The organism is Alteromonas sp. ABD4_190 (assembly GCF_056160105.1).
Window position 1 is genome coordinate 1339110 of sequence record NZ_JBSWWN010000001.1, and the last position, 19040, is coordinate 1358149.

Here is a 19040-nt window from a genome sequence, read left to right on the forward strand (position 1 = left end):
GTTTTTTAGCGTATAAAAACTTTAGTCAGTAATTATATCGATGACAGAGATAAGTACGTCTTCAGCAAAAGCTTCCCCCATAGTTTTTTCTTTGTCTCGTCTTGATTGATTGGTCTCTAAGCAAGCATTTAGCTGCTCATCGGCAGTGTAAACGCCGTGAACATCTGCATTACGAGCTTGCTCAATACAGTGATCGGTTTGTCCTGTCGTGACGGTACTACATCCACTTGCGCCTAAAACGCCCCCAATTAATACCACTGTGGTTGCGAACTTGTTTAAATATTTACATTTACCAGTGTGTTTCAAGGTAACTTATTCCTTTAATAAAGACTGTAAGCGTTTTTGCCTATTCATATAAACCTGATGGCCATCGTGCTCAGGCGTAGAAAGTGCTAAAGCCTGATTCACGCTTTCCAGCGCTTTTTTGTACTCGCCCATCTGCTCGTAACCATAGGCTAAGCCATTATAAGCGTCTGGCGTTTTAGGATACTCAGCAATATCATATTTAAACAAGGCGATGGCTTTGTTGTAATTTTGTTTACCCACATAGTGATAACCTAACTCGCGAATAACCCATTCCGGCGCGTCGAGTTTCTCGCCTCGCTGCTTTGAAACACGGGCGTAATAGTCTTGAATACTCTTAATATCTCCACTGAACTGCTGCGGCCTTAAATAAGCTGATAAGAACAAATGATGGTAAGCGCTGAAAGTTGACGCAGCTGAGATCAGATTGTGGGTAACCCCCTCGTAGGCTTCGTTCTCCCATCTTAATCCGGCAGGTTGATTTGCCCGCATTCCAGAAATCATATCGTTGTAGTATGGGCGCATGGGCGCGCGTTCATTGCCGATAGACGTGTAAATGAAGTGGTCTAAGTGATTGGCTGATTTTAAAAATTCAACCGTACTTTTTGCAGATGCGCCATAGTTCCACCACACCGCAGCACTGTAAGACAGCGCGGCGTTAAAAAGCTCAGGTTTCTGGGTAAGTGCGTACAACGCGAATACACCTCCGGCTGATGCACCCTCTATCACTCGAAAGTCATGCACGCGATATTTCTTCTCTACCATCGGCATAAGCTCAGTGGTGATAAAGGAAAGAAAGTTTGCACCGCCACCGCCATAGCCTACAGGTCCGTTTGGATCTTCATTTGCCGTGGGATATAAATCGCGAAGTCGGTCGGTATTTTCAATGGCGACTATAATGACTTCCGGTGCAGCATTCTGAGATTGCAGCGATTCTAGCACTGCATTCATCATAGTAAGATTTCCCGCACCATCTAGACGATAAATAACGGGGTATTTCTTGTCGGGGTTTTCGGCATAACCTTTTGGAAGCTGAACAACCACTTCTCGTTGCTCGTTTAGCACTTTAGATTGGAGTTTCTCTACCTTCCGTTCGTAACGCTGGCTGTCGCTGCCTGTTTCGCTGTTAGCAGGAAGGCTCGTGAAAGCAAGAAATAGCAGGGCAATTATAATATGTATTTGTGACTTCAAACTTAAATCCTTTTATAAGACGCTTTGCTTTTCGTAGTAATGCTATTTACTTGACTGGGCCAAGCGAACTTTTATTTTTATCTATTGAGTAACAGGGGTTTATTCGGATTTATGACACTTTCATAGCCACATTACTCTGTATATTCTCCTTTAGCAATACAGGAACTTTCTGTAGACATTTCTCCGCCCAAATATTTAGTTAGCACAGCGTGTAGTTCCGCTTTATTGACGGGTTTTGTGAGATATCCATTCATCCCGTATGCTAGTGCTTTATCTATTTCTTCGGCAACTACCGCGGCAGTGAACGCTATAATAGGAATAGTAATGTTTGCTTGTCGCAACGCTAGAGCGGCTTCAGAGCCGTTCATTTCAGGCATGTGTAGGTCCATTAAAATCAGGTCGACATGCTGCTTTTGTGCGACTTCCACTGCCTCTTTGCCGTTATCTGCTATCACGACTTTTAATCCTGTGTCTTCTAACAAGGATTTTGCGACAACCTGGTTAATGTCATTATCTTCTGCAACCAAAACAGTAAGGTTTGAAAACGACGGTTTGCTGTTCTGTTCTTTAGTGCCAATTACTCTATCTGTAATCTCAAACGGTAATTCGAAGTAGAACTCACTCCCCTGGCCAACAGCGCTTTTTAGATACACGGTGCCGCCCATTGCTTCAACTAAACTTTTTACTATCTGTAATCCAAGTCCAGTACCTCCGTGTACCCGATTTATGCTGCTGTTCGCTTGGGTAAATGCGTCGAATACGCGCTCTTGTTCATCAACGTCAATCCCCTCTCCCGTGTCTTTTACCGAAAATCTTATAAATTGGTGGGTCTTCGAAGCTTCACCTTTCGATAGCCCGAGGGTTACACTGCCCTTATGTGTAAACTTGATCGCGTTACTCACTAAATTGTTTAACACTTGTGAGAGGCGAGTAGCATCACCCACCACATTGGTATTCAATGCCTTGTCTACATTTATTCGTAATGAAATTCCTTTGTTCTGCGCCAATTGCGCATAAAACGCCACACAATCTTTCGCAGTACTTTTTAGATTAAAAGGAATGTTCTCCAGCGCGAGCTTACCTGCGTTCAGTTTAGAGAGATCTAATATGTCGTTCAAAATACGGTTAAGCGATAACCCTGAACGCTGAATCTTCTCCAGATTAGGCCGTGCACTTTCCGATACCTCATGAGATAGCACTACATCGGTTAATCCCAAAATACCGTTTAATGGCGTGCGAATCTCGTGTGACATGGTAGCAAGAAATCGTGATTGTGCAGCCGACGCTTGCTTTTCGTTCTCGAGCGCTCGGTTTAACTCGAGGGTTTTCTTTTTACTTTCTAGTAAAGCTTTCTCCAATTGGCTCGCTAAAACATAGATGATTAGGGAAACAATCACGTTTGTTAGACATAACCTTAACCAAAGACCTTCATCGTAGGGTTTATCGTAGAAAGGGACCAGAAAGGTGCAGCTTGCGAGCACCACCATGGCCCCCCCTCTCCAGCTATTAGAAAGCAACAAAATAGGAAATATAGTGGCAATAGGTGCAAGGGCTGCGGGCATAAGTCCATTGCTTATGACCAAGTAAGGGGCCACTGGAATCGTGAGTAAGGCCCATAACTTTGCTAATAGTTCCTGTTTTTTAGGAAAGGTGAGACCTACTGCAGATATGACACACCACGAAAGACCAAAAAACGACGCCACATAAAGGTTATCGGGTTGTTTAATAGCAATAACCACGAGTATCAGTAGAGAAAAAACCAGCAAAATTTTGAACCCTGCGCTTCGCAAGGTCGCTGTAACTTCGCCAAAAGATTCGGGTTCTGTGGTGTACTGCTGCGACATTAGCGCTCTAAAGATCAGTAAACAATTGATAACACAGTATAAGTACTAAACAGCGATTTTGCATAACAATAATAGGGTCAGAGTCGCGACTCTGACCCTATTATTGGCCCGAACCTTGCCAACATATTTAATATTGTTGTCTTGAGCCTTGCCTATAGCACTCCAAGGCTTTTAGACTCGTTCTTTTTTCATTGTCCGCACCTGTTTGGTGCATAAATGGGTTAAATAAGGTCACTATGCGCTTAAGTAGTTTTATTTTATTCGTGTGTATATCGCTATCGTCTTTAGCAAATGACGATACTAGCCAGTACGGTCCAAAAGATTTTTCCAATGTTACAAACAAATGGACAGCCGTGGTTGCTGCTTACGAGCCAGAAATTGAAGCCATTGACACCGCGTTTGCGACTATGGACGACGCTCAAATTACGCAAACGGTTTATATTAAAGGGGTTAAGTACCAGCTAGGCACCTACAAAGGTGAGCCCATTGTTGTATTTAGTACGGGTGTCAGTATTACCAACGCAGCAATGACCGTACAGATGGCGTTGGATTATTTCCCTATTGATAAGCTGGTTATGATGGGTATTGCTGGGGCCATAAACCCCAAATACACACCGGGTGATATCGCAGTACCTGAACGTTGGTACTTTCACGATGAATCCGTCTATATCAACCCGAAAAAGAATGATGCTAGCACCTATGAGCTTCCGGACTATTACGCTAAACAACTCGAATACTACAAAGTGCGACGGGAGACAGATAAGCACTCGCCAAACTATAAAAACTTAGGCTTTATTCATCCTACTGAAGTGGCTGTAGTTAAAGAAGGATGGGATACCCGCAAAAGAATGCCCTATTTTACTGCCGATAAAACATTGTTAGACATGGCAAAACGCGCGCTCAAAAAGATCCCGCCTATCACTATGCCATCTGGTAAGGAAATACTGGTTGATATAGGTGGAAATGGAGTAACAGGTTCAGTATTCGTAGACAACGCTAAATACCGCGAGTGGCTGCGTGACGTCTACACAGCTGATGTTGCAGAAATGGAGTCGGCAACCGTAGCACAGGTAAGTTTTGTGAACGATGTGGATTGGTTAATTATCCGTTCAATTAGCGACTTAGCGGGCGGTCAGCACGGTAAAAATGTAGAGAATGTATTTGACGCAATAGCCTCTGGCACCGGCACCAAGCTGCTACTTGGTATACTTGACGAACTTGTAGCAACCGACCCACAATAGATAATAAATGGGGTCAGAGTACTTTTTAACTAATGTACTCTGACCCCATTATTTAAAAATTCAGTTTCTGTTGGAGAACGCTCGCTGCAATATTGCTACCATTAGGTCGCCAAACAATGCACCAGGCACTGAACGTTCTGCTCGCCTTGCTTGATAGGATTCATCGAGACAATGCTGTAAACGTGCATTAGCCACTTCTGCACTATTTGTATCGATCTCATCAATCTGTTCAATGCATTTGTCAGTGTGTACCATGCTTGTCGTACTGCAGCCCACGAAAGCAAAGCATGTCGTGAGCAGGACAATTAATATCTTAACATTTTTCATAGCTTACCTTTCCTTAGTACACAATGAACACATCTCGCCGTATTGAATGAGGGTAGTGTTTGGTTACGTATTATTCAATAAAGGATTTGGGTCAGAGTACTTTTCAGAAAAATGTACTCTGACTCCAATTCTTTGAGCTGCTGCTCCGTTAAAGTACTCTGACCCCATAATTTCATGTATAAAAAAGCCCCAACCTTGGTTGGGGCTTTTTAATGTCTTGTTTAGCGGTAAGTGCTTATACGCGCTTAACGGCTACATCTGCTTCGAACTTAGGCTTAACTGCCAAGTCTTCAGAAGGTGGAGCAAACTTAGTTAGGTCAATGCCTGCAACTGCTTGCTTGTACTCTTCTGTCGTTGGGAAACGACCAAGTACGGTTGAAAGTACTACTAGCGGCGTAGAGCCTAGTAGTGATTCACCTTTCTTCTCAGCAGAGTCAGCTACAACACGACCTTGGAAAAGACGTGTAGATGTCGCGATAACTGTATCGCCTGGCTCAGCTTTTTCTTGGTTACCCATACATAGGTTACATCCAGGACGCTCTAGGTAAAGAATATTGTCGTATTTAGTACGCGCAGCTTCTTTAGGCTTAGCATCGTCGAACTCGAAGCCTGCGTATTTCGCAAGTACTTCCCAGTCGCCTTCTGCTTTTAGCTCGTCAACGATGTTGTATGTAGGTGGCGCAACAACAAGTGGCGCTTTAAACTCTACAGAGCCGTTAAGCTTCTCTAGGTTACGCAGCATTTGTGCGATAATTTGCATGTCGCCTTTGTGCACCATACAAGAACCTACGAAACCTAGGTCTACTGGCTTACCATCGTAATAAGAAACTGGACGGATAACGTCGTGAGTATAACGCTTAGATACGTCTTCGTTATTTACGTCTGGGTCAGCAATCATTGGCTCATCGATTTGATCTAGGTCGATAACCACTTCTGCGTAATATTTAGCGTTATCATCTGGTGCAAGCGCTGGTACTTCGCCAGACTTGATTTCAGCAATACGCTTGTCAGCAAGGTCAATTAGACCTTGAAGCATGTTAGCTTCGTTATCCATACCCTTGTCGATCATGATTTGGATACGGCTCTTAGCAAGCTCAAGTGACGCAATCATTGTCTCGTCATTTGAGATACAGATTGATGCTTTCGCCTTCATTTCTGCAGACCAGTCTGTGAACGTAAACGCTTGGTCAGCAAGTAGAGTACCGATTTGTACTTCAATTACACGACCTTGGAACACGTTCTCGCCAGCGAATTGCTTAAGCATTTGAGCTTGAGTAGCGTGAACCACATCACGGAAGTCCATGTGCTCTTTCATGCTACCTTTAAAGGTCACTTTCACAGACTCTGGAATTGGCATTGCCGCTTCACCCGTTGCAAGTGCTAATGCAACCGTACCTGAGTCGGCACCGAATGCTACACCTTTTGACATACGAGTGTGCGAGTCACCACCAATGATGATGGCGCGGTCGTCTACTGTGATGTCGTTAAGCACTTTGTGAATAACGTCAGTCATTGAGTGGTAAACACCTTTAGGATCACGTGCTGTGATTACGCCAAAGTTGTTCATGAATGACATTAGCTTAGGAATGTTAGCCTGTGCTTTCTTATCCCATACTGACGCCGTGTGACAACCAGACTGGTATGCACCGTCAACAGTAGGTGAAATAGTTGATGCCGCCATAGACTCTAGTTCTTGGCAGGTCATTGGGCCAGTAGTGTCCTGAGAACCCACAATGTTTACTTTAACGCGAACGTCAGAGCCCGCGTGAAGCGGCGCATCTGAATTTACGCCTACCGCATTGCGGTTAAAGATTTTTTCTACAGCAGTAAGGCCTTGGCCTTCGTGTGAAACTTCTTTCGATTGCGCATAAACTGCTGGAGCTTCAACACCTAGTGTACGTGCAGCAAAAGATTGTAGCTGCTTACCGAATACTACAGCGTAAGAACCACCCGCTTTCATGAACTCCATTTTCTGAGGAGTAAATGAGGCAGATACGTCAGCCAGTTCTTCTGAACCGTTGAAAAGCTTCTTCGCTTTGGTATCAATAGTCAGTACCGTACCAGTTGCAACAGAGTAAGCTTCTTCAAGCACTGGGTCGCCATTTGCATCGCGAACCACTTCGCCATTTTCGTCTGTTTTCTTAACCCAGTTTTTAAGGTCAAGACCAATACCACCAGTTACGTCTACAGTAGTAAGGAAGATAGGTGCGATACCGTTAGTACCAGCAACAATTGGCGCTTTGTTTACAAAAGGAATGTAAGGGCTTGTAGGCTCACCAGCCCAAAGTGCTACGTTGTTCACACCAGACATACGTGAAGAACCTACACCCATTGTGCCTTTTTCAGCAATAAGCATAACTTTTGCGTTAGGGTGCTTTTTACCTAGCTCAACAATTTCTTGCTGCGCTTCAGGAGAAATCATGCACTGGCCGTGAAGTTCACGGTCTGCACGAGAGTGCGCTTGGTTACCTGGAGAAAGAAGGTCAGTTGAAATATCACCTTCAGCAGCGATATAGGTCACTACTTCGATTTTCTCTGGAACGTCAGGAAGCTTGGTAAAGAATTCAGCTTTTGCGTAGCTTTCTAGCACGTCTTTAGCAATCGCGTTACCTGCTTTAAATGCCGTTTCAAGACGCTCAGTATCGGCTTCGTATAGATAAACCTGAGTTTTCAACACTTCAGCTGCAGGCTTGGCAACGGCTTCATCATCAGAAAGAGCAAGATCTAGAAGTGCTTCTACAGACGGACCACCTTTCATGTGTGAAAGTAGCTCAAGTGCAAACTCTGGCGTGATTTCTTCTACTTTTTCTTCGCCAAGTACAATTTCTTTTAAGAATTGTGCTTTAACACCTGCAGCAGGCGTAGTTCCTGGCAAGGTGTTATAGATAAAGAATTTTAGAGAGTCTTCGCGGTGCTCGTTTGTTGTATCTTTAATTTGAGCAATAATTTCAGACAGCAGCTCTGCACTGTCAATTGGCTTAGGGTTAAGACCTAATTCCGTTTTACGGGTTTCGATCTCTGCCAGATATTCTGAATACAAACTCATATAGTTCTCTCGGTCTTAGTTTTACTTGGGCGTAGTGTTAAGTCGGTCTTAGCTATACGCATATAAAAATGAGGGATATTTTAACTGATTTTTAGCAGTTACGTAATGACTGAAAGTAATCAGTTGGTTATGCAACTGCTCAAACCAAAGTTAAATCAACATCAACGAGCATAGATGCAAAAAATGACTTTTTGTCGAAAACAATCTTTAACTTTTAATTTCAGTCACTTATAAAAACAAAGATTGAAGTACAAAATCATTTTTAATAAGAATGGTTTGACCAATAAAGATAAATAATAGTGTTGTACTTATGACAAAGATTCATTCTGTTTATGGTGAGACCAGTTCAAATTACCATCAAATTTGAAAAAAAATTTCAGTTTATTGATCTTTTATTGTGCTTTATTCTGTCTGGGTGAGACTTTTATCACCTTGGCACTTTCCCCATCGGTCAAAAGAAGAAGGTTGCCTTCACCATCGACCGCGATGTCTCTTAACCTTACTTTTAATGCGTCAAAAATCTTTGTAGAAACATACTTATTCGAAGTTTTATTGACCGCATACAAGGCTTTCGCTTTCAAACTGGTAACTAGTAATGTATTGGTCAACATTGGATACTGATCATGAGAGTAGTAAACCATAGATGACGGCGCGATGGACGGTGTCCAGTCCACAATGGGGTCTGTCATATCTGGGTAAGTTGAAAAAGGTGAAATTCTTGCACCTGAATAGTCTTTCCCTAACGTAACGACTGGCCAACCGTAGTTCGCGCCTTTTTGAAGCAGGTTCACTTCGTCGCCGCCATCAGGTCCGTGTTCATGCAGAAATATTTGCCCTTTAGGCCCCTGCACTAACCCTTGAGGGTTGCGATGTCCCAAAGTGTATACGTAAGGGCTTTTAGAGAAAGAAGGATTCGTTAACGGTTCACCTGATAGTGTAAACCCTAGCACTTTACCTAACTGTGAGCTAACAACCTGTGCTTGCTCTCGGTAATCAAATCCGTCACCGGTAGTGACTAGGAAGCCCTGTTCTTGGCTTGCATCACTAGTTCTAAGCTGAAGAAGCTTCCCGCCGTAGTGCACAGGCGTATCTTTTGTTTGCGCTACTTCAATTACGGGTTCAATATTACTAATGCCAGAAGTGAGAGAAAGCTCACCTTTTACTACAGCAAGACGGTTAGCATCATCACTACCCTTGGAATAACTAAGCAATACAGTGGAATTGGCGGGGAACTGGGAAGGGATAAGAATGTCTAGCACGCCTCCCTGGCCTTTCGTATACAAGTCATCAAGTGCTAAAGAAAATCTAGATATGTCTCCGCTGTCATCAAGAATAACGAGTTCACCATCTCTTGTTACTACCAATGTATGCGTAGTTGCTTTCTCTTGGTCTACAAGAGTTGTCATAGCCTTCGGAAAGGCTAGCGAGGTTAATAAGTTCTCTGTTACTACGTTATTAGCAAAACTTTTTAAAGAAGCCGGGACATCGCTTGTAACTGCATGCTTTTGGGTGTTATGTGTGGGGTCGACAGCAGCGTCAGAAACGAGACTTGCCGCCAGAGCTTGCGAAAACGCACCACTAGCTAGCGCGAAAATCAAAAATCTTTTTATAGTTCGCACTGACTTCATTGTAATTGTCCTCGCTTACCGTTGCTAATCTAATTTAAGCTACAAAGATGTGCGTAGCTATTAGTCGCAATATAGCTACATTTAGTGTTCTTGTTGCGCTTTGTCGATAGTTAATACATGGTAATAACAGACGAATCTTGGAATGCAATACATGAGAAACCTAACTCGCCGCGCAATTTTTCATTTTGTCCCATCTTGGACAGTCGGTTTCCTACTTGCAAGTGTATTTCATTCAATTTCTGTTTTAGTGGGTCTGGTGCAAATTGGCGTCGAGTTAAATGTTAGTGATTGGCTTTTCATGATACGCCAAGACGCCTTAGGCCTTTTACCCACTTACGGTGCTATTATCGCCGTAACTTTACTGCTGGCTTTTCTAATAACGCACTTGATCGTCAAACGCCTAAGCCTTCACGAAGTAAAAGACACGAGCAGCGCTACACGATTCATTCTTTTTGCTGCTGCAGGCGGCCTTTCTTTCCTATTTATGCTGCTAGCCATGCAGCCTATTTTAAATGTCACCCTTATTGCAGGCGCTCGCTCGACGCTAGGACTTATAGCACAGTGTTTCGCTGGCTTCTGTGCAGGATACTTTTACAGCTACTTTAGTGATAGTTCCAGCTAACGTTAATAAGTAGGACTTATACTATTAAATAAGCCAACTCTGATGTAAATAAAAAGTTAAGTTTGCTAATGTAAGGAGTATACCCTATACCCTTTGCCTTACTAGGAATAAGCAATATGATAACTTACCCTGATAATGTGACATGCCTAGCCGACTATATCGAAAGTGTTTTAGAGAAGTTCGCTGATAAACCTGCATATACGGCCCTAGGGCAAACTCTCACCTTTGCCGATATCGACAGTAAGTCGTCTGCATTAGCGCGCTATTTTGTACACGAAGCAAAACTGACTCCTGGTACAAAAGTGGCCATTCAGCTTCCTAACCTTATCCAAAACCCTATTGTCGTTTATGCCGCACTACGCGCAGGGCTTGTCGTAGTAAATACTAACCCGCTTTACACCGAGCGTGAAATGACGCATCAGTTTACCGATAGCGGTGCAAAAGCCTTAGTAATCTTAAGTGACTTACTTCCTAAGTTTACCAACATTAAAGATGATACTGGTATCGAGACTGTCATTACGACATCAGCAACAGAATTACTAGACCCTAGTACAGCGCCATCTCTTGACGGGACGGTTTCTTTTAGCAAAGCAATTGAAATGGGAAGTGCACTGCCCTCATTCTCTCGCCCTTCAATAAAATTAGACGAACTCGCCATGCTGCAATACACCGGCGGCACTACTGGAGTTTCTAAAGGGGCTGCGCTCAGCAATAAAAACGTATTGGCTAACTGTATTCAGATGCTTGATCGCATAGGTGAAGGTTTTAAAGACGGCGAAGAAGTGTTGGTGTGCCCGTTGCCGCTTTATCATATTTATGCGTTTACGGTCGGTATGATGGCGCTATTTGCGAAAGGCACGCACATTATTCTTATCCCGAATCCAAGAGACATCGACGGTTTCATTCAAACACTTAAACCTCATAAAATATCCGCCTTTATGGGTATAAATACGCTTTTTGTTGGTCTTGGTCGACATCCAGAGTTTGCAAAGCTCGATTTTTCTAATCTTCATCTCACTATGTCTGGCGGTACTGCGCTCACCCAAGCTGCAGTATCAATTTGGCGAGACGTAACAGGGAATACTATTACCGAGGGCTATGGCTTGTCTGAAACCGCGCCCGTGGTTTCATTCAACATTCCAGGAAAAGAAGAAATAGGCACAGTCGGCCATGAGCTAGAGGACACTGAGGTAGCCCTGCTCGATAGCTACGACAAACCTGTGGCAGAGGGGGAGTCTGGGCAAATAGCGGTGCGCGGACCGCAAGTTATGATGGGCTATTGGAATCGGGATGATGAAACCGCAAAGGTAATGACCGAAGACGGCTTCTTCAAAACCGGTGATATCGGTATTCGCACAGAATCTGGCGCAATTAAGATTGTAGACCGCTTAAAAGACATGATTATTGTTTCAGGCTTTAACGTTTATCCAAACGAAATAGAAGATGTGCTAACGTCGCACCCCAGCGTGATGGAAGCCGCCGTTGTTGGCAAGCCCGATGATAAGACAGGAGAGCGAGTATGTGCTTATATTACGCTTTCAGGGGATGTATCGACAGAAGATCTAGTCGAACACTGTAAAACGCAATTGACCAACTACAAAGTGCCAAAATCGATAACGATACTAGAGGAGCTCCCTAAATCTACAGTGGGTAAAATTCTTCGCAGAGAGCTTCGTAGTGCCTAAACAACCAAAGCAACGGCCGGCCGGTTTTACTCGCCAGCCGTTTTTCTTTATAAATCAGTTTATTGCTACCAAAGGATAAGGTACCGACATTGTAAATAGGCGTGCTTCCTACTATAAATTAGGAATGCCGCCATTTAACTTTGTCCATCATGCTTTCAAAGACGTTTTTTTTTAATAGTGTAGATGAGCTGATATCGCAAAAAGACGCATTAAAAGCGTTCGCCCCTTCCCTGCTTATTGCCTATGCCTCGGCCCCATTACTTACTTCTCCCCAGCTTCAACACATCTTAAATGATGTGTGTAAAAACAGTGTTGGCTGTAGCACTGCAGGTGAAATTTCAGCGAATAGGGTAACTACTGATGGTATTTCTATTGTTGTGGTGCATTTTGAATCTGCATCATCGGTAAAAATCCATCAAACAACCTTGCGCGATATGCTGTCTTCGTTTGATGCAGGTCAGTCCCTTGCAAATATGATTGACCAGCAAGGATTGAAAAGCGTTTATTTGTTGGCTCCGGGTGTTGAAATAAATGGTTCAGCCTTGCTTGAAGGTATGATGACACAGTTACCACAACACGTAGGAATAAGCGGCGGCCTTGCAGGCGATAACGGTGCGTTTGAACAGACATACATATTGCACCCCGATGGAATTGATAGCCGCAGCGTTGTCGCTGTTGCTTTTTATGGAGATTCTCTTTCTTTCGAATATGGCGCGCGCGGGGGATGGCGGTCATTCGGACCCGCTCGGAGAGTGGCGTCGGCAGAAGCAAACCTCCTATTCGAACTTGATGACAAGCCGGCACTGGAAATATACAAAGCTTACTTAGGCGAATACGCAGATGATTTGCCGGCGAGTGGGCTCCTATTCCCTTTTGAAGTGCTGAATGAAGAGGGCGAGCCAACAGGTATTATCAGAACAATTCTAGGAGTCGATGAGCAGCGCAAAAGCTTAGTATTGGCTGGTGAGGTCAATGAAAATCAGTACTTGCGCCTGATGAATGCATCCACCGAAGACCTTATTAGCGGCGCCATAGAAGCGATCGCGCCTATCTCCCAAAAAAATATTGATGATGATTCACATTGTCTAGCCCTAGTGACGAGTTGTGTGGGCAGAAAGTTAGTCATGGGTGACCGCGTTGAGGAAGAAATTGAAGAGGTAGCGCGGCAACTAAACAATAATACGACTATTGCTGGGTTCTATTCTTACGGAGAAATAAGTCCATCATGCAATGAAACGCAATGTGAACTGCATAACCAAACCTTAACTCTCATGTTAATGAGGGAAAAACCTTGAATTCACTATTAGAGCGTCAGTTGCGCCGAGCTTTTCAGCTTAACGACAACGTATCGCTAAAAGCTTGGCTGAACAGCCTCAGCGACGAGAGCGACAATAGCACAAGCCCCAGTCTACAATCCCTCAAGCGTGGTCTTGCTGCCCTTATTCCTCGAATTGATGAGTCGTACACATTTAACGAGAGAGATATCAAACTTAGAGATAGAAGCTTACATATCAGCTCTGAAGAACTTATGGCTGTAAATAGAAAGGTTCGTGAAGAGTTTAACGAACAAAAGGCCGTTATCGAAACCTTACGATTAGCAGTTAACCAACTTCTAGAAGAGCGTAATAAGCCTCTTATAGATGAGCAATTTACTAACTTATCAGATCTTTCTTCGCTCATGTATGAGCTCATACGGGAGCAGCAAAACGCTAATAATGAGCTACTGTTACAGCGCAGAGCAATGGATAAACACGGTATAGTCGCGACCATCGATCTCCAGGGGACCTTGTTATCTGCAAATGATAAATGCTGTCAGCTTTCTGGTTATTCTCGTGATGAGTTGATAGGGCAAAACACGTCTATTTTTCGCGTTCACAATATTTCGACCGCTGAACAAGTCAAAATATTAGCAACCCTGATTAAAGGTGAAATTTGGCAGGGGGAACTAAATAGCTTTACTAAAAATAATAAGCCTTGGACAGTGTTTGCAACCGTCGTACCTATTGTCGAGTACAACCAACGAGTAAACCGTCTCGTCGTCATTTGTACTGATATCTCGGAACAAAAACGTCTTTCTAGAAAATTAAAAAAGGATAGAGCTTTCCATCAGAGCATTACCAATAGTATAGGTGAAGGTGTTTACGCGGTTAACGGTGAAGGTAAAACACAATTTCTCAATCCCGCTGCGTCACGCCTATTAGGCTGGACGTTAGACGAATTGAAAGATAGACGTTTTCACGACACCGTTCACTACCAAAACGGCGATGGTACCTTACTTCCAAGAGAACAGTGCCCCGTTAATCTAACGATCAAAAGCGGTAAGCCCTATACCTCTTATGAAGATTTTTTTACCGATAAACGGGGGCGTTTATTCCCTATTTCTATCGTTGCCGTTCCGCTACTCGATAAAGAAGGTAAGCCAGATGGACATGTGGGCGTTTTTAACGACATTAGTAGCCAAAAAGCCATCGAGCACAAACTGCAGAAAGCCTATAACGAAGCGCAAGGCGCAAACAAGGCAAAGAGTGATTTTCTCGCGACGATGAGCCATGAAATCAGAACGCCAATGAATGCCATTATTGGGTTAACCCACTTAGCACTCGAGTCAAATGATAGCGACCAGCAGCAACAGTATTTAGAAAAAGTGCAAAACAGTGCTAACGCATTGCTTGAACTTATCGACAGTATTTTGGACTTCTCAAAAGTAGAAGCGAATAAAATCGACATTGTTGATGAGCCTTTCACGTTAACAAGAATCATCGAGAAGTTAGCACAAGTATTTCAAGTTAAAGCTCAACAAAAGCAACTTCAGCTTCTTTTCGACATTCGCTGTAGCACGAGTATTCCCTGTCATGGAGATAGCGAAAAAATCTATCAGGTACTGCTGAACCTCCTTAGTAATGCTATTAAGTTTACTGACAGAGGGTGCGTAACACTTATTGTGGAGCCGAAAGACGCCATGCTGATGTTTAGGGTATCGGACACAGGAATGGGGATAAGCGATGAAGGAAAGTCTAAGCTATTTAATGCTTTTGTTCAGGCTGACGCTTCAATTTCAAGAAAATTCGGTGGCACGGGTTTAGGCCTAACTATCTGTAAGCGATTAGTAGAACTAATGGGAGGAGATCTGCGCCTAGAAAGTAAAGTAAATGAAGGAAGCAGCTTTTCATTTACTTTACCTGTTTGCCGTAGCGATAAAGACGTACCCAATCCACTATTACCTGTCTCATTACCTAAAAACATCATATGCATTAAGACACATGAAAGCGTAAGTTCAGCGTGTGAAGTACTCGGCAACACATTAGAGAGACTCGGCATTCATTGTCAGGTAGTGGATGAAAGCAGCGACAAGCTTCCAGACACTATGCCTTTAAGCATTGTATTTTTAGCCGAAGATGGAGATAGCTGGAGCCGATTCTCTAATAACCTAGAAGCCGGCAAATACAACAATATCAACATGCGTGTACTGTTAAGCTCATTAAGCAGCCAGGAAGTAAAGAAAAAATTGGGAAATACATTACCTTCACACATCAATATTGTTGAGCTTCCGTTTGTTGATAGCGACATTATTTCTGCCCTTTCGCCGCTGCAAACTTCTACCAAGAAGCAGTTAATAGATGGTCTAGAAAGCAAAAAGTGGCGAAGTATCCGGTTAGCTTCCAAACAAGTATTAGTGGTTGATGACGACCCCATAAGTGTAGAAATCAGTCAGCAAATACTTAGCGACTTAGGAATGACAGTGGTTACTGCCACCACAGGGCATGAAGCCTTAGCGCTTTGCGAAACCTCAAGTTTTGACGCACTTTTACTCGATTGTCACCTTCCGGATATTTCGGGATACGAGATAGCAGAAAGGCTTTCTCAGCAATACGGCTGGACAATTCCTATAATTGCATTAAGTGCCGATGAAACGCCGGAAGCTTCAGAAAGGGCGCTGGCATCAGGTATGTGTTTTCACCTAGTGAAACCGGCCAAAGCTGATGAGATAATCCATACAATAGATACGAACATACACGCAGGTTACATTGAGGTGACCCCTCCTGACGAGCCAAGCCCTTTTATTTCTTCTTTGATGACTTTTTACAATAAATACAGTCAGCAAAGCGTAATGTCAGATTTACTTAACATATTCCACACACCGTCTGTCGACAACTTGCTATTGAAACAATTATATGACGATGCACAACTTATTGGTGCCACCACTCTTGCTCAATGCCTCCACCTACTTATTAGCGGAGATGAAAGACCAGACGCAATCAAAGCAAAACATGTCGCTACACTGTCTTTTGAGCTTGATGCAACGCTTCGCCTCATTGCGCACACGGTAAACAAAGCCACATTAATTGCCGATACACAATTAAATGACAATGTAGATGAAACCTCCATCCTATCGAGTTTGGACGCTATACAGAATGCTCTAGAAACCTACGATGCCAAAGCCCTTGAGTATATATCAAGCTTTGCAGCACAACAGGCAGAGTCACGCCACTCTCATGAAATAAATAGAATAAAGCAGCTTGCAGCCGTTTATGATTTTGACGGTGCTTTAACGTTAATTAACCAATTGAAAGACAATATTTGTAATGAATAAACCGAGACCGACAAATAATAGATTCAGCGTACTTGTTGTCGATGACGAGCCAGCCAATATTGACATACTGCTTGGCATACTTAGTCCCTATTACGATGTTAAGGTCGCGCCATCTGGCGCTGTTGCTCTGAAAATAGTGCAGCAGTTTACGCCAGACCTAATATTGTTAGATATTATGATGCCAGAAATGGATGGCTTTGAAGTTTGCAAGCAGCTAAAGACAGATAGACTACTGGGTCAAATCCCAATTATTTTCGTTACCGCATTGACCCAAGGAGAAAGCGAGGAAAAGGGGTTTAAACTCGGCGCTGTCGACTATATAACTAAACCAGTGTCACCAAGTATTACACTTGCACGCGTGAAGACCCATATAAGCCTTGCTCATCAAATGCGTATCACGGAAAACTTAGTGACAAAGCGGACTGAAGAGCTTAGCAAAAGCCAGCAAAGTGCCATTACTATGTTAGCGACAGCGGGCCATTATAATGATACAGATACTGGGCATCACATTTGGCGCATGGCCGCTTACAGTAAATGCTTAGCGATTGCGTGGGGCTGGTCCTATGAAGATGCATGCTTGTTAGCGCAAGCGGCGCCTATGCACGACACAGGTAAGATAGGTATTCCTGACGCTATTTTAAAAGCGCCTCGCCGATTAATAAATAGCGAAATGGAAGTGATGCGCACTCACGCACAAATCGGTCATAAAATCCTTTCTCAATGCGACACCCCGCTCTTTGCTCTTGCTGCAGAAATTGCCTTATGTCATCACGAAAAGTGGAACGGTACAGGTTATCCCGAGGGTTTGGCTGGAGAAGATATCCCCGAAAGTGCTCGTATTGTTGCCATTGCTGATGTTTTCGATGCGCTAACGATGAAACGCCCTTATAAAAAAGCATGGTCTGACGATGAAGCATTTGAACACCTTCGAGAAGGAGCAGGTAAACACTTCGATCCCAAACTGGTGGAGTGCTTTATTTCAATCAAGAAGGAAATATTAGAAACTAAAAGCCATTGGAATCAGCTAGAAGCAGAAGGACAAATGGCATCAGTGGCTAATTTGGTTCGCCAATCACGTATAGACTTATAGTCACTACAAACACTATCTGACAAACCGAATAATTCGCGACTTTTAATTTAATACCAGTCCGCATAAATAATTACCCATGAAGAAATAAAAAAAGGTCGATATTTTATCGACCCTTTCAATTAGCGTTTCAACTTAAACGATAGCTTTAACTAGCACCAAGTTCGGTAGCGATGGCATCTGCCTGACGCTTTTCACCCTGCACAAACTGCTTCCACTGCTGTGCCATAGCACGGCTTTTCTGGTGCTTTTCAGCTTCTGCTAATTGGTTAAGCGCAAGGGCATACTGCTTTTTATTATACAGCGCCATGCCTTTAATCAAGTAAACCAAACCAGGGTTTCTTAACTCGCCTTTTTCAACCGCGCGGTCTGCTGCAGCAATTGCATCGTCGAAACGCTCTTCATTAAGAAGAATTTGCGCTAACTGTGCATCTAACTCACCGTCTTCAGACAGTTCAGCCGCTTCCATCATAACGGGAATGGCTTTGTCTTGCTCTTTAGCAAGTGACCAGCTTTGACCTAAGAACTTAAGGTTGCGCAAGTTTTTCTCAAGCACACCGTCGTTCATTGCCTGCTCCATCAACTTAGCACCCTTATAAGGTACACGGTGATAGTAATAAAGCTGTGCCATGTTAAACACGTCAGCAGACGTATTAACAAACCCGCGCTGGTAAGCGGTTTCCATGATGGCTAACTGCTTGCGCTCTTCACCTAGCTCACCATACATACCGGCTAGCTGGATCCAATATTTAGGCTCGTCAAACAACTTCACCATTTTAATAAGAACGTCTTTAACCTTTTGAGGCTGCTTGAGTTCATAGAAGATAGCACGCTGAAGTATTAACCAACCTTCGTCAGGGATCATGCCTTCCGCTTCGTGATCGGCAACGGCTTCAGAAATCCACATTGCAGCTTCGTCGTACTGTTTATTTTGGTAGTACGCCTGGGCTTTGATGACCTTATTTTTAACCGGTACTGGACCCGTATTTAGGCTTTCCCAACGCTCTAAATAAGTGATGGTGTCGTCGTAATTACCTTGCATAAGGTTAAGCTGAGCCAAACTGAAAAGTGTGGTCATTTCAAACTTTTCAGGAATAGGCTGCTGCTCTACCACTTTAGCAAACGATTCCAACGCTTTTGCATAGTCTTCGTTGTTGTAGTAAATGAAGCCGAAAAAGTTGTACATCATGGCTTTTTCGTAGGCATTCATTGAGTCAGACTTATCTTCTACTTCTTTCAGTATAGCGATAGCTTCTTCAATATTACCTGCTTCATCCGCCGCCGTTTGTGCCCGAGCTAGCTGTTCGTAAACCTTGCCGCGTAATGTAGGTACGCGGCGAGTTTTCTTCTCGCTGGCTTTTTGCTCTTGTGCAATAGCGTCGTTGGCAACCAACATGCTAGGTACAGATACCGTGGCCGATGCAAATGCAAACGCCAGTGCACTAAGCAATGTATTCGTCTGTTTTCTCATCATG

General features: G+C 43.5%; 13 protein-coding genes. 6 read left to right on the top strand and 7 right to left on the bottom strand.

Going from position 1 to position 19040, the window contains the following annotated elements; translation table 11 throughout:
• Positions 1-21 precede the first annotated feature (21 nt).
• From ACXAFM_RS05895 to ACXAFM_RS05905, 3 genes are all read right to left on the bottom strand, one after another.
• Positions 22-306, bottom strand: a complete 285-nt coding sequence (locus ACXAFM_RS05895) for a DNA ligase (protein WP_474827759.1) — start codon at positions 304-306, stop codon at positions 22-24.
• 6 nt (positions 307-312) lie between these two features.
• Positions 313-1494: an alpha/beta hydrolase gene (locus ACXAFM_RS05900; RefSeq protein WP_474827761.1), complete on the bottom strand. Its 1182-nt coding sequence runs from the start codon at positions 1492-1494 to the stop codon at positions 313-315.
• Between the two features lie 131 nt (positions 1495-1625).
• Positions 1626-3338 (bottom strand): ATP-binding protein, encoded by a 1713-nt coding sequence (locus tag ACXAFM_RS05905; protein ID WP_474827763.1) that lies wholly within the window; start codon positions 3336-3338, stop codon positions 1626-1628.
• 236 nt (positions 3339-3574) lie between these two features.
• Between ACXAFM_RS05905 and ACXAFM_RS05910 the strand changes: the two genes are divergently transcribed.
• Positions 3575-4579: a 5'-methylthioadenosine/S-adenosylhomocysteine nucleosidase family protein gene (locus tag ACXAFM_RS05910; protein ID WP_474827765.1), complete on the top strand. Its 1005-nt coding sequence runs from the start codon at positions 3575-3577 to the stop codon at positions 4577-4579.
• Between the two features lie 60 nt (positions 4580-4639).
• On the opposite strand, the gene ACXAFM_RS05915 is transcribed toward ACXAFM_RS05910, so the two are convergent.
• The 3 genes from ACXAFM_RS05915 to ACXAFM_RS05925 form a co-directional block, all read right to left on the bottom strand.
• Positions 4640-4906 (bottom strand): DNA ligase, encoded by a 267-nt coding sequence (locus tag ACXAFM_RS05915; RefSeq protein WP_474827767.1) that lies wholly within the window; start codon positions 4904-4906, stop codon positions 4640-4642.
• 235 nt (positions 4907-5141) lie between these two features.
• Positions 5142-7952, bottom strand: a complete 2811-nt coding sequence (locus ACXAFM_RS05920; protein ID WP_474827769.1) for a bifunctional aconitate hydratase 2/2-methylisocitrate dehydratase — start codon at positions 7950-7952, stop codon at positions 5142-5144.
• A gap of 392 nt (positions 7953-8344) precedes the next feature.
• Positions 8345-9580 (bottom strand): PQQ-dependent sugar dehydrogenase, encoded by a 1236-nt coding sequence (locus ACXAFM_RS05925; protein ID WP_474827771.1) that lies wholly within the window; start codon positions 9578-9580, stop codon positions 8345-8347.
• Between the two features lie 151 nt (positions 9581-9731).
• Between ACXAFM_RS05925 and ACXAFM_RS05930 the strand changes: the two genes are divergently transcribed.
• From ACXAFM_RS05930 to ACXAFM_RS05950, 5 genes are all read left to right on the top strand, one after another.
• Complete coding sequence (locus ACXAFM_RS05930; RefSeq protein WP_474827773.1) at positions 9732-10202, top strand: hypothetical protein; 471 nt, start codon at positions 9732-9734, stop codon at positions 10200-10202.
• A 116-nt stretch (positions 10203-10318) separates the two neighbouring features.
• The gene (locus tag ACXAFM_RS05935) at positions 10319-11887 is read left to right on the top strand and encodes an AMP-binding protein (protein ID WP_474827775.1); all 1569 of its coding nucleotides are present in this window, start codon (positions 10319-10321) and stop codon (positions 11885-11887) included.
• 149 nt (positions 11888-12036) lie between these two features.
• On the top strand, positions 12037-13182 hold the full coding sequence (locus tag ACXAFM_RS05940; RefSeq protein WP_474827777.1) for an FIST signal transduction protein: 1146 nt from the start codon (positions 12037-12039) through the stop codon (positions 13180-13182).
• On the top strand, positions 13179-16478 hold the full coding sequence (locus ACXAFM_RS05945) for an ATP-binding protein (RefSeq protein WP_474827779.1): 3300 nt from the start codon (positions 13179-13181) through the stop codon (positions 16476-16478). The genes ACXAFM_RS05940 and ACXAFM_RS05945 overlap by 4 nt, the downstream gene beginning before the upstream one ends.
• Positions 16471-17568, top strand: coding sequence for a response regulator (locus ACXAFM_RS05950; protein WP_474827781.1), 1098 nt, complete (start codon positions 16471-16473; stop codon positions 17566-17568). The genes ACXAFM_RS05945 and ACXAFM_RS05950 overlap by 8 nt, the downstream gene beginning before the upstream one ends.
• A 145-nt stretch (positions 17569-17713) precedes the next feature.
• Here ACXAFM_RS05950 and ACXAFM_RS05955 read toward each other — a convergent pair whose 3' ends face one another.
• Positions 17714-19039 carry a tetratricopeptide repeat protein gene (locus tag ACXAFM_RS05955; protein ID WP_474827783.1) on the bottom strand — a complete coding sequence of 442 codons (1326 nt, stop codon included), beginning with the start codon at positions 19037-19039 and terminating at the stop codon, positions 17714-17716.
• Position 19040: the final 1 nt, after the last annotated feature.

Bases quoted from the DNA above. Each gene is read 5' to 3' on its own strand.
- ACXAFM_RS05905 (WP_474827763.1), bottom strand. From the start codon at position 3,338: ATGTCGCAGCAGTACACCACAGAACCCGAATCTTTTGGCGAAGTTACA.
- ACXAFM_RS05910 (WP_474827765.1), top strand. From the start codon at position 3,575: ATGCGCTTAAGTAGTTTTATTTTATTCGTGTGTATATCGCTATCGTCT.
- ACXAFM_RS05915 (WP_474827767.1), bottom strand. From the start codon at position 4,906: ATGAAAAATGTTAAGATATTAATTGTCCTGCTCACGACATGCTTTGCT.
- ACXAFM_RS05920 (WP_474827769.1), bottom strand. From the start codon at position 7,952: ATGAGTTTGTATTCAGAATATCTGGCAGAGATCGAAACCCGTAAAACG.
- ACXAFM_RS05925 (WP_474827771.1), bottom strand. From the start codon at position 9,580: ATGAAGTCAGTGCGAACTATAAAAAGATTTTTGATTTTCGCGCTAGCT.
- ACXAFM_RS05930 (WP_474827773.1), top strand. From the start codon at position 9,732: ATGAGAAACCTAACTCGCCGCGCAATTTTTCATTTTGTCCCATCTTGG.
- ACXAFM_RS05935 (WP_474827775.1), top strand. From the start codon at position 10,319: ATGATAACTTACCCTGATAATGTGACATGCCTAGCCGACTATATCGAA.
- ACXAFM_RS05940 (WP_474827777.1), top strand. From the start codon at position 12,037: ATGCTTTCAAAGACGTTTTTTTTTAATAGTGTAGATGAGCTGATATCG.
- ACXAFM_RS05950 (WP_474827781.1), top strand. From the start codon at position 16,471: ATGAATAAACCGAGACCGACAAATAATAGATTCAGCGTACTTGTTGTC.
- ACXAFM_RS05955 (WP_474827783.1), bottom strand. From the start codon at position 19,039: ATGATGAGAAAACAGACGAATACATTGCTTAGTGCACTGGCGTTTGCA.